Genomic DNA, 11,956 nt, shown 5'->3' on the forward strand with positions numbered 1-11,956 from the left:
GGCGCGGACTTCAGGTGAAAATTTGTTTGTTGTCTTGCTCATATCGGCTCCACTTTCTCAGAAGTTGGAGCCTCCGGCAAACCCGGTGCGGTTCATTGGGATGGGAATTCCGGAGCGAGAGTCAGGCACCGGTAGCCAGTATTTACAAAGCAACAACCGGAATACCTTCAATCTTCTATCGTGCCGACATGGACGTTAATACCGACGGCGGCCCTCGATCGTATCACCCCGACGATCCCCGAGGGAAGACAAAGGCGCTCAACAATATCGTCAATGCAATCTCGGGTATTTACAGTAGTTACGGCGGCAAATGGATTGGATGCAAGCCTAAATCAGGCGATTGCTTCGATAAGTACGTATCTGTATTCGAGGAGGCTCGGGACGCCCGCTATAGTGCGTCAGCAGGGACGCGATGGGTCATGACCGACGGAATGATCCCTTGGAAATACGACCTAGCCCAGAAGAGAAAGATGCCGTGCATCGTAACCGAAGGTAAGTACAAGGGCTATTTCGTTTCGCAGACCGCGTACACGCTCAGAGTAGGCGACAAGTGCGATCCAGCACGGTATCTCGATAGCGTCGCCATCAACGCAAACGTCTTGCCACAAGGTACCCATTGGGAGTCTGAAGGTGTTTTGACGGATGGTTTTGATCTCGTTGTCGTTGTTGGAAAAGATGATCGAACAGCGTTTGGTGTCAATGGCGATCGAGGTCCAGCCACATCTATTGGCGAAGTTTCGGTTGCCATGGCCGCTGAGATAAATGCCGTCGAACTTAGTGGAAATGAAACCTACCAGCAGGTCAAGGAACTGGCGCTTGATGAGGTCAGTTATTTGATCTTTCCCAACATTGACATAAAGCGGTTGAAAGGCCCCTCTTTCACGCAGGAAGACGTCGACGAGATCGGAGAGCAAGTATTCCAAAATTGGGGCGGATTGGAAAGACTCCGCCGTTGCAGGACTACACTCAAGAAGCACGGCGATCATTAGAATTCCGATATCGATAGAGTAACTCGTTTCAAACTGATCAGGGCTAATTGGATCGGAGGGCAGATGGATACTCGATTTAAATGTTTGTTCGTTTTAGCTGGAACAACGTTTCTAAGTGGATGCCCCGGAGGACCCCCATCGGAACCGCCTATCCAGCAAATTGGTGGAAGAGAACTGCGACCGCCGAGGGCAGGCATTGAGGTTGGGTCGCTCTACTATGTAAGAGAGACGCCAACAAACGACCTGCGCCGTCCTGCGAATTTGGAACGACTATGTGATGTGAACCTAGCACGATATAACGTCAGCTCGTCATCGGCGAAAGTCAGCGACATCGACCTGCTCGGCAAATTGGATGCGGACGGGTCTCTGAATGTCGCCAAACAAGCCTTGATAAATGTAGGTCTGTCTGCCCAGTTATCCAGATATTACGAGTACAAGCTCGTCAACGTCGTGCAGACTGACATCTCTTTCGAAGATGCTCAAAGAATTTTTAAAGATCGAGCCTTCCGAGGTGATTGCACGAGTTGGCGAGGGAACATCGCAGGTCAGAATTGGGGACAATATCAGATCACCGCGATAAAAACTGGCGATATCCAATTCTCTCGAAAATCCGACAGTGGGCTAAATGCGGATCTATCGGCTAAGCTCAAAACAATCGAACCGGGCATAAAGGCCTCAATAAAGAACGAAACAAAGGCGGACTTTTCAGGTAAAGGTGTCGTCGCCGTCTTTACTCCAATTCTTCGTAGTGAGGCTGCCCGCCGATAGCAACGAGCTGCGACGAGATGGTCAATATGGGCCAGGCTTTCATCGACACGGGTTTCTGCCAGCAGCAGCGCGGCCAGTCACCAGCGTACTAAGTCACTTTGTAGCAACAGCGGCATTTGCATGCGTAGCTTAACGGCGCATTAAGAGGAGAACCGAATGGGAGGCCGGTACTGCAGATTGCTCTTCAGGCACTTATTCACAGGAGTGATTGCGGCCGGGATGCTAACGCATGCTTCCAGTCCAACCATAGCAGCGGAAAACGAAATCAGCAGCTTCGCGGAATTTGAAAGATCGAGCCTGCCGGAAGATATTCTCTGGAAAGTCTTGGCCCGAAATGGCAAATCAAAAACATACACGCAGGTCTTGCCGTTGGACGGCGGCACCGTCGGTATCGCCAATTTCGCCCGTGGTGGGCTCGCAGGGCTCTACCGGTTGATGGATACGCAAGAATATTTCGGCCGGTCCGAAGACGACATGGTGGATAACTACTCCAGCAATTGCAGGCCTGGGACGCGCAGAGGCAATGACACTGGATGGGGATGCTATTCCCAAAAATGGTGGCGCGAAGGCATGATTCGCTTTGTCAATAGCCCCGGTTCGCATGATCTGCAGAAGCGGGCCTGGATCAACGAGATGAAGCCGACGGTTGAACTGAGCTTAGAGCACGGTTGGCGAAGTAACAGAGATCTTGCGATAGCGACAGGAATTGCAAATTCTCTCGGCAGCCACACGTTCAGAAAAATTGCCGCGGGCCACGGCTGGCGGCCGGAAAAGGTTTTGTCCGCCTACGTTGGAAATAATGAACATCGAAAGAGACGGCGGGATGCGATCAATGCGGCTTTTCCGCGATGAAGCGGTTGATGCGCACGCGACCCGGTTCCATCACGCTCGACTGGATGACGAGCTCCATGAGTCGCATTCGATGGGAGAATAGTTACTGCGTGACCTGGACTCGCCCGTGCGTAGCGAACTCTGTCTGCCATCTGCTGTTTCAGAATAAACGAGTGAGTTCTAATGCGGGTGAGCGGGTAAACGATAAACGATGCGGAACGCAACGGCGACCGCGCTGAAGAGCGATCTAATGAGAACAGAGATCCGATCGAATCGACCTCGGATCAATCCCACGCGTTCGATAGCCGCCGATGGTGGAAGCCAAGCAAACGAGAGGCCGGCAAGATTGAATTGACGTCCCGAGACGAATTTGGAGTTGTAATCCAAAGTAGATACTCAGTTAGCCACAATTTGCTAATTGGCACGAAGCGTACTCAAGTTTAAGTTGAGCGCAATACCAAAGCATTCCTCGCCGGAGAATATGATTTGGCTCGCGGGATCGAGCGCTAAATCGAATCGGTTTCCCTGAAGCTACCGAACGTGATGATAGTGCGTTTGGCCAAGATGATCTCGAAACCGCACGATCGGGCTCCGTACGGCTTGGATGGCGCCAGTGAGAGGGTCTTACTAGTAAAATAACCGCATGCCGGAGTAAGCATATACTGCCCAGTTGAACGAGACGCCTCGGCGGAAGCCAAACGCCCCGTCCTCAAAAACCATGGTTGCATTTTGGGTGGCTCCATCGAGAGCCATCAGTGTCTGACCGCATCGGGCTCGTCCCGATTAAGGCTCAATTTAATAGGGGGATTAAATGCTTAGAAGACAATTCAACATTGGCGCGGCCTCTCTCATCGCAATGGCAATCGCCCAGCCGGGGCGCGTCCAAGCGAATGAACAGGACGAACTAGTTGCCAATATGAAAGGCTGGATCGCAAGCAATGCTGAGTGGATCTCGGTGGAAAGCGAACCCGGGAAGGGGCCAAGAATTCTTGCACCGACCGATCAGCATGTAATCGATGCGGCGAAGTACCTTTCCGCTTTGCCGAAGGACAAGACACCGATCGACCTCGCGAAACTAATGATGGACGATCCAACGTATGGAGGGGTGTGGGAATGGCCGAGTGAGAATAACATGTCACCCGCTAACCCTCTGATTGTAGCGTTCTTCGCGTCGACCAGCACAAAACCCGAAGGCGATGTAACCCCTTGGTGTGCAGCGTTCATGGGTTGGGCGCTCCGCCGCTGCGGCTATTCGAGTTCAGGAAGCGCGGCCTCCTCCTCGTACCGTGACTTCAACCAGTTCCCGGTGGTGCTCGGGGATCAAAATCATCCCGCAAAAGTCGGCATTGGACCAGAACAAACAGGCGATCTTATCGTGTTCAGGGACGTGGGCGACAACGCCCACGGGCACGTCGCCTTTTTCGACGGGTGGGTGGACAACGATAAGACGGTGGCTTGGTGTGTTGGCGGCAACCAACATGATCGGCTCTCGCGCCAACAATTCAGGCTCTATTCCGGTCCCAAGCGGCTCGTGGCACTCCGGAGGCCGATGAAATGACGTGGCCTATTGGTACGCTGGTCTGTGTACTAACCCTCGCTGCGGCCCGTGCTGCAGCGGGGCAGGATGGCTTGCCTAAGCCGTATTATGAAACGGCGATCGATGATTCTGCAACGGCGATAAGCATTGTCGACAATAATGGTGAACCACAAACCTACTATTCCGAAAGCCATGCTCTTGTCGTTGGCGAGGTCAATTATACCGAAGGATGGGACAGTCTGACTTTGATCCCACCCGAAATTAAGAAACTTACGAGGGGGCTTGAGCATCAGCGATTCAAAGTAGAGGTGCATTTCGACTTAAAATCTGCAGACTTGATTAACGTCGTTGACGCCTTTATGCGCAGATACGGAACGAAATCGGATTCGAGACTTATCATTTATCTTTCAGGTCACGGCTATACCCGGAAAATGATCAGATACAAAGTCGGGTACTTTGTCCCCGTAGACGCGAAAGATCCGCGGAAGGCGGAGGAAAACGAGGTGGCACAGCGTGCGATTCCGCTTTCGATGTTTGCAAGCTGGGCAGAAATGCCGGATCCGCGCCATGTATTGTTTATATTCGATTCCTGCTTTTCTGGTGCATTCTTCGGGTATGAAGGCAACCCATCTGATGCCCAGTTTGCTAATCCGTACTCTATGAAGGCGCAGGCCCAAAACCAAGTGTTCCCGATGGATGCGGAAGGAAACTGGATTTACAAGCCGAGTGAGCGGCAGGGCATCGATTTGCCATTTTTTGCCCTAGCGCAAGCGCGCAAGCCCGCCCGTATTTTCCTGACCGCCGGGACCGGTACCGACGTGGCGCCTACGTCTTCCGTAATGACAGATCTCCTCTCCGACATTCTACTAGGCCGCAATACCGAATTCACTGACTTCGCAAGATGGACAACATTCGGAGAGATCGGCCACTATCTTGCACAAGAAACGCCGCCAAGGATTTCGCAGAAATTGGGTTCGGCAAAAGTTGCTTTTCCGGTGTTTCGCTATCTTCCGGATGACCTATATTATCAGGAGGGAAGTATGGTGTTCTTTCGCGACGATTCGGCACTGCAATCCCTCGTCCAAAATGACGATGTGACGAACGCTTGGAAACGGGTTGAGACCTCAACGTTCGACGTCGCCTCTGTCGGCTTAAAAAAGGACACGAAGGTGTTCGCCGATACCCTCCTCACATATAAGTCTTCACTTAACGATGTTCAATTAAGCCAGCTGAACACTACCATGTCGGCAGGGAATATTAAGGACCTGCCCGGTGATCCTGACCAGTGGTCGTCTTTGTTTGCCAAAGATGCGGCCGTACTTGGGGACGATCCAAAAACTCGCGTCAAACAAATCGGCGCGATCTTGTCGGTCGCTAACAGTGATAACGATCCCGCGGCCAGACAGGTCGTAGATGCTTCCGCAGCCCTGCAAACCAAGATTGAAGACTATCAGGCGTATTCAGATTTAGCTGTTGCGCCGCCTGACCAAAATGACAATACGACAGAGTTAGATCAAAAAACAATTGATCGGTACCGAGATCTGACCAGTCTACTGTTAACCGATGACACGCCAACTCGGCACAAAGCACGTCTTGACCTTCAAAAGGCGCTACTTAATGAAGAGCAAAGCACACGGGGACACCTGATCGCCATTCTTTCACAGCAGCTTTCAAAGAAGTCGTATCGGTATCAACTGGGCCTAGGAGTCGCCCTTGCTGGACAATCCCTAGATATCTCGGCGACGGACGCAGCACAATCCGCTACGGAGTTCGCCACGGCTCTCAAAACTGCTCAAAAGATTCCGCCGGCTAAAGGAAAGGAGCTAGTTAACAACCTTTCGGAAGCAAAAGTTGCTCTCTGCAAAAGTGCGCCGGCAGCCAAGGACGCATGCAAATAACGTCCGCAACCGTGCGGACATGTCCATTGGCCCATTCTGAAACTGGTCTACTCGTCTGAAAATTGAGCCAGGGCCGGGAACAATGGGCGTATAGGGCGCAACTCTGCACGCCTTGAAGGGATTTGAACCTTCGATCCGTAGATTTTCATGGCGTGACAGGCAGCGGATCCGGCCCAGCCACCTTCGCAATCCACATTCCGTTTGCGGTGCCTCTAGCTGTGGCTCGAACGTCACGTCGGAAGGCGCAGGCTTAGAATAGGTTTTTCATTCCGTCGCAACGACGATGATTGACCTAGGCAAAGACTGCGGCGGTCACCATTAGTTCAATAATCATTACTATAAATCCTCGGGCAGATTGATCAATGTTGCGAGGGGATTCGCATGGGCCGCATCGAATTTATACTTTTCGCCGTATCGCAAAACATGAACCAGGCAAACACCAAGTGACGCGCGCATCGCCTGCACGACGGAAACGACGCGGACAGCTGCGCAGCGCCGATCCTGGTGTGTTGTTGGCGGCTCGGCTGGAAAGTGTGAAGAGCAGCCCTGTGCCGATCAATCCTCAGAAGTTCGAGCGCCAGATGGTCAAATCCGCCTGGAAAGAAGCCGTTCTTCGAGCCAAGGGCTGCCTAGGGTTCTCCGTCGAAAGACGATTTTCTCTAGAAATCGTACCTAACGGTGGGCGCTTTGCGGAGATCGACTGCACAGAGCGCCCGTTTAAAATCCGCGTTAGCTTAGGATTGCCACCATTCATCTACAGGATCTCCCGTATTCTGGCGTCTCGCACCTATGCTTTTCTGGACGACGGAACGACGCCGCCTGCCGCTGACGATAACCCCCCGATCGCGGAAGCCGTTGAACGCATGCACCGCGCGTTCTTTTGGTACTCCGCCATTGGCACCTCCACTATCCACCAAGACTACGAGATCGACCACAGGCAAGCTCTGTTCGGAAGCTTTATTGCATTCGAGGCTGAGATCTTTCTCGTCTGCCACGAAATTGCGCACGGTTTGACCGCGTGGCTTGCGAAAGACGCGCCTGATCTCCTCGCTTGGCTCAGCATGGGATTGGAGGGGGTTTCTTCAAGTTGGCGCGAAGAACTCGTTGCCGATCGGCTCGCGCTGATATTGGCGCTTGGCAAGCGAGATCAACGACGCCATGTGCACCATCTCGCGATGGCCTACGCAGGTTGGGAGTTTGCCTTCCTCTTGCATCGTGAATGGGAGCGCTATGAGGAGTTCGAAACGTCCGACAAGCTCTCGTCCAAAACTCACCCGCCGGCGAGGGAACGCCTCGCCAACTTGAGAGAAACCTTTCGTCGTTACGTCGGCGATGAGGCTTCTCATCGTCTTACGTCTATTGCCGAAGCACTCTCAACGCTGTTCCGAAATCTGGTCGATACAATGTTTACTGAAGAATTTCAGACGTCGGCGGCTTCGAGGGACCAGGCCCGCGCCAGGAAACTGAGAGAGCTCGCGATTGATTGCGACGAGGCTGGTTGCCCTGACTACAGTCGCTTTGTGCCTGCGGCGCAAGATATTATTCAGCAAGGGGAAAGCTGGACATTGGTTGACCTAGTCGCCGACATGACCGCGCCGATGCGACGTGAAATAGAGTTCGATGCAACAAATTTTGGCATCGCTAAACTCGTCTGGCGGGCCACCGAGGATCTCCCTGATCCTCTGTACTCTGCTTTCAAGAAGCAGATACGAACACCAAATCTTATCGACCGCAGCAGACGTAATATGCAGAAAGTTTGATCGTTAAGCGGTGAACGTCGACGTGTTGCTGCTGGAGCAGCACAGATGACATTTCTATGGGGAGGTTATCTTAGCGGCGAGACCAGAGGCCTCTTCAATGCACGCCAACAGCGCTTCATTCGACAAGACGGACATACGAGCAACCAGGGTAATCGCCGGATGAGAAAGGACATTACGAATGATCAACGATCGCGAGCATCCCCCAGGATGGACCGCCACCCTCTCATGGCAGGTGCCGGCGGCTTTCTCCAAACGACCTAAGAAGGATCGCTTATGATACCCACGTGGAAAATAGCCGAAGCGAAATTGAGCGTCGAGATAAATGGCACTTTCGTGCCCTTTAAACAGGCTCCTGACTCGCTGCAGCGTTTTGTGCGTCCCGCCCTGTTTTCCACCGGAGAGGAGAAATGGGAGTTAGAATTCTTCGGAACTTCGTTTCTCGGCAAGTATCGTGGGTGGCATTTTGGTCTGGCCACAGGCCATCAGACAGATACGCTCACAGGTGCGCCGCAAGCCGAGAAATTCGTAGTATTGGCGGAGGTCAGTGGCAGGACGCTCGCAATTCCACCAAAAAATCTACACATACCATCTGTCGAACACGACCAAGATCAAGCTCTAAGAGACTTGGTATTCTTCGATTATGGCGACGTGGATCCGAATCATCGAGGCAGCCATTTGGAGTTAACGAAGGTTCTATGGTCTGACGACGCTGGCGAACCTGACTACGCTTTCCTTGTAGGATACCCAACACATTCCACTCTTACGGCGCTGGATCCGAATGACTATTCCGCTCTCTCCAGCTTTACCGCTCGCTGGATCAGGCAGGACCTGCAAGGCGCGAAATCGCAACCGCTAGACACAGAGCACCGCAATATTTTTGTCAAGCACGAGCGGTCCACGCGTCTCAGTATAGAACCTGATGGACTGAGTGGTTCTCCAGTTTTTTCGATAACCCGGTCCGCGAATGCAGAGCGATTTCTACGCTTCGAAGGGATAGTCACAAACGCGCGGGGCGATCGCTTTGCAGTCTACCCGAGCGTCTACATAAGGGACATGTTGGACGACATCGTCGGCAAAGCGCTATCGTAAGCCGATCACCGCTCAACCTCGTCCATCAGCTCGACTGTTACCGCTAGGTCGAGGAACGCGCTTCTAGTGGGCCGAAAAGTGTGTTTGCCAAAGAGGTAGTTACTTTATTCCAGAACAATTTTGTGTAGAAATCAGCTCTATATTGCAGGCAAATTCATTGGGTGCGGCGACATATCCGTTCGACCGAGGGGGAGCTTTGATCAAAAAGGCGGCTGTTGTCATAGGCGTGGACCGGACGGGCGACCTTCCGGCCCTTGAGGGGTGCGCCACCGGCGCGGCAGCTGTTGCGAAATGGCTTAGCAACGAGGGGTTTGATACCATTGAACTGACGGATGCAAACAATGGTGCTGTCACTGCCGCCCTCGTGAAGGACGCAGTAAAGAAATTCGTCGCTGCCCGGATCTACAGCCAACTCCTGATTTTCTTCTCCGGTCATGGCTACTGGAAGAACGAGAGTGAGCTCTGGTTGCTTTCCAACGCGCCACATGATGCCGATGAAGCCGTTAGCTGGATGGAGACCGCTGAGTTCGCTAAGGATTGTGGGATCCCGAATGTCGTCCTGATTTCAGATGCATGCCGGTCACCTCCTCAAACAAAGACCGCGATGCGCGTTCGCGGGAGTGTCGTGTTCCCAAATGAAAGCTTTTCCAGCTCGCGCAGCAAGGTGGACAAATTCATGGCAGCCGCGGTCGGGCAGGCCGCTCTGGAAACGAAGCTGGGTACGAATGGAGGGCGGTCGAGTGTGTTTACCCATTGTTTGCTCGAGGCCTTCAGCGCGCCGGATCCAGATACTGTGGATAAGGTCGAGGTAAGCGGTACATCAGAATTTGTGGTCACCAACCGAAAGCTAGGCCCGGCCCTGCAACGGCGAGTTTCGGAAGTCTTGGCGGCGATTAACCCGACCTACACTCAAGATGTAGATGCTGAGGTGCTGTCAGACGACGGCGTCTATATCGCGAGAGTGAAGCCTCCCGCGGCTGGCGCACTGCCGCAGGTCAGTTCTGCTCAAAATCATTTTGTGACGCTTCGTGAGGTCGCAGCAGTTGCTGTGTCAACACGGCTCGGAAATCAGCTGAACTTGTCAAAAAGAAAGCACACGCTTGTCACACAGCTGGCCAAAAAGTCAGGCTTCGACAAGAAGGTTGATGACGCGGCCTTGGCCGCGGACGTCCGTCACTTTGAAACCGAGACCGGCTTTGCAGTTCTAGGAGCCGCTGTGGCTGACGTAGCAGCGACGAATGGCGCGGTCGCGGAAGTCCTAGCCCGGGGCAGTTCTGACGGACCTGGCGTAATTCGCGTCCAGTTGACCGGCCGAGCGTGCAGTGTCGGGATTCGTTTTGACAACGGCCGTGCGACCGTACTTGCAGCTCTGTTCGGCTACATCGCGCATGTGACCGTGAAAGACAACGCGGTTGTAAGCGTCAACTACGTTCCGTCGGATAACAGTTCTCGCTGGGGGTCATATCTCGAACGCCGCGAAGAGATAGAGAAGCTGCGGGCCGTCAGTACCGCGGCGGCCAGAAGTGGCGTCTTCCGCCTGACAGACAACGAGGAGGCTGTCGCTTTCGCGAAAAAGGCTCGGGTCGAAAAGGGCATCGACCCCTCCCTCGGGCTTTATGCTTCCTACGCATACTCCCAGGCGGATCTGCGCGATGCAATCATCTCGGTGAGGGACTACATGACCTCAGATTTAGAGGTCGTACTTTACGACGTGGATCTGCTTGCTCGAAGACCAAGGGAGAAAGCCGCCGGAGATCGAACGATCGTTCCATTCTGCCCGATGTTGACGCAGGGATGGAATTTGCTTCGATCAAGGGATGTGAAATTTCCAAGTGTTCTCGACCGGGCGCAAGACGACCTGGAGGCGACGCTGTGGACAACATTCAAGCCGGAATCCGCTGCTGAGATTCTCGAAGCGATCAAAAACGGGGAGTTGGGATGAGACTTTTGTTCGTGCATGGGCGAAGCCAAGGGGGAAAGAATCCCGAAACGCTGAAGGAGGTTTGGTTTGATGCTCTAAAGAAAGGTCTTGATCGTGCTGGGTTGAGCCTCCCCACACATGTCGACGTTTCGTTTCCGTATTACGGGGATAGCCTGGACAAGTTCGTTGCCGACTTCGAGCTTCCGGCGGATCCGGCTGTCGTGCCTAAAGGGAGTCCAGTCTTTGATGACTATGCGCAGTTTCGCGCCGAAGTCGCCGACGAAATGCGCCGGCGCGCCAATATCACCGACGACGAGGTGAGAGCCGAGGCGGGCGAACTTCCAACCGAGAAGGGTGTCCAGAATTGGGCCTGGGTCCAGGCGATCATCCGCCTCCTTGATAAGAATGTCGTCGCCGTGTCCGAGGGCACGATCGAAGTGTTCCTTCGCGATGTCTTTCTATACTCGCGGCGAAAAGTCGTCCAAACGCAGATCGATGCGATCATTGCGGGTGAGCTGACAAACGATACGGCCGTAGTCGTCGGACATTCTTTGGGGAGTGTCGTCGCCTATAACGTCTTGCGAGCTCGATCCACAAAGGTGCCACTCTTCGTCACCGTCGGATCTCCTCTGGGTATTCGTGCGCTCCGGGCATCGCTTTCGCCACTCTCGAACGTGGCCGGGAAGCTGGGATGGTATAATGCTTACGACCCAAGGGATGTCGTGTCGCTTTATCCCCTTGATGCCGCCAACTTCGACGTCGACCCCGCTATCACCAACGATGGAAAGGTCGACAATTGGACGGAAAACCGCCATGGCATCATCGGTTATCTGGACGACTCCGAAGTAGCGAGTGCAATTCATGCGGGCCTACAGCAACAATCGAAGTAATGGGCGGATGCGACAGCTGTAGCCCTAATAAGCATCGTTGCAATTGGTGCATCTCAATTGCCATGCGAGGTTTCAAACCTATGATCGGACGAAGATCCGATGAGCCTTGTCGGCCGACGCTTCAACGGGCGTCGAATGCAGGGGCTGCGTCCAGATGGCGTGGCCCGCTCCAATAATCGGTAAGCCCACGGTGAGGGCCGTCTTGCGAGGTTGATGCGAACATCGGAAGTCCTAGTGCAAACACTAGGAGTAGTCCTATGACCAAGCATCCGA

9 protein-coding genes are annotated in these 11,956 nt (G+C 53.5%); all 9 read left to right on the forward strand.

The genetic code is table 11. The features are described from left to right. A partial coding sequence (locus FHT79_RS31780; protein WP_210304883.1) for a glycoside hydrolase family 75 protein occupies positions 1–989 on the forward strand: 989 nt, incomplete at its 5' end. A gap of 63 nt (positions 990–1,052) precedes the next feature. After that, positions 1,053–1,757, forward strand: coding sequence for a hypothetical protein (locus tag FHT79_RS31785; RefSeq protein WP_183904721.1), 705 nt, complete (start codon positions 1,053–1,055; stop codon positions 1,755–1,757). 219 nt (positions 1,758–1,976) lie between these two features. Next, entirely contained in the window at positions 1,977–2,609 is a 633-nt protein-coding gene (locus FHT79_RS31790; RefSeq protein ID WP_183904722.1) for a hypothetical protein, read from the forward strand. A gap of 790 nt (positions 2,610–3,399) precedes the next feature. Then, positions 3,400–4,146 carry a hypothetical protein gene (locus FHT79_RS31795; protein WP_183904723.1) on the forward strand — a complete coding sequence of 249 codons (747 nt, stop codon included), beginning with the start codon at positions 3,400–3,402 and terminating at the stop codon, positions 4,144–4,146. Further along, on the forward strand, positions 4,143–6,023 hold the full coding sequence (locus FHT79_RS31800; RefSeq protein WP_183904724.1) for a caspase family protein: 1,881 nt from the start codon (positions 4,143–4,145) through the stop codon (positions 6,021–6,023). Before FHT79_RS31795 ends, FHT79_RS31800 begins: the two co-directional genes overlap by 4 nt. Before the next feature lie 443 nt (positions 6,024–6,466). Next, complete coding sequence (locus FHT79_RS31805) at positions 6,467–7,783, forward strand: hypothetical protein (RefSeq protein ID WP_183904725.1); 1,317 nt, start codon at positions 6,467–6,469, stop codon at positions 7,781–7,783. Positions 7,784–8,056: 273 nt separating this feature from the next. Then, on the forward strand, positions 8,057–8,872 hold the full coding sequence (locus FHT79_RS31810; RefSeq protein WP_183904726.1) for a hypothetical protein: 816 nt from the start codon (positions 8,057–8,059) through the stop codon (positions 8,870–8,872). A 196-nt stretch (positions 8,873–9,068) separates the two neighbouring features. Next, the gene (locus FHT79_RS31815) at positions 9,069–10,814 is read left to right on the forward strand and encodes a caspase family protein (RefSeq protein ID WP_183904727.1); all 1,746 of its coding nucleotides are present in this window, start codon (positions 9,069–9,071) and stop codon (positions 10,812–10,814) included. Continuing rightward, the gene (locus FHT79_RS31820) at positions 10,811–11,683 is read left to right on the forward strand and encodes an alpha/beta hydrolase (protein ID WP_183904728.1); all 873 of its coding nucleotides are present in this window, start codon (positions 10,811–10,813) and stop codon (positions 11,681–11,683) included. The genes FHT79_RS31815 and FHT79_RS31820 overlap by 4 nt, the downstream gene beginning before the upstream one ends. Positions 11,684–11,956 lie beyond the last annotated feature (273 nt).

The organism is Rhizobium sp. BK212, from assembly GCF_014197475.1.
In the GTDB taxonomy this organism is placed as follows: Bacteria; Pseudomonadota; Alphaproteobacteria; order Rhizobiales; family Rhizobiaceae; genus Rhizobium; species Rhizobium anhuiense.

Excerpts from the sequence above, each read along its gene's own strand:
- FHT79_RS31785 (WP_183904721.1), top strand. The coding sequence starts at position 1,053 with ATGGATACTCGATTTAAATGTTTGTTCGTTTTAGCTGGAACAACGTTT.
- FHT79_RS31790 (WP_183904722.1), top strand. The coding sequence starts at position 1,977 with ATGCTAACGCATGCTTCCAGTCCAACCATAGCAGCGGAAAACGAAATC.
- FHT79_RS31795 (WP_183904723.1), top strand. The coding sequence starts at position 3,400 with ATGCTTAGAAGACAATTCAACATTGGCGCGGCCTCTCTCATCGCAATG.
- FHT79_RS31800 (WP_183904724.1), top strand. The coding sequence starts at position 4,143 with ATGACGTGGCCTATTGGTACGCTGGTCTGTGTACTAACCCTCGCTGCG.
- FHT79_RS31810 (WP_183904726.1), top strand. The coding sequence starts at position 8,057 with ATGATACCCACGTGGAAAATAGCCGAAGCGAAATTGAGCGTCGAGATA.
- FHT79_RS31820 (WP_183904728.1), top strand. The coding sequence starts at position 10,811 with ATGAGACTTTTGTTCGTGCATGGGCGAAGCCAAGGGGGAAAGAATCCC.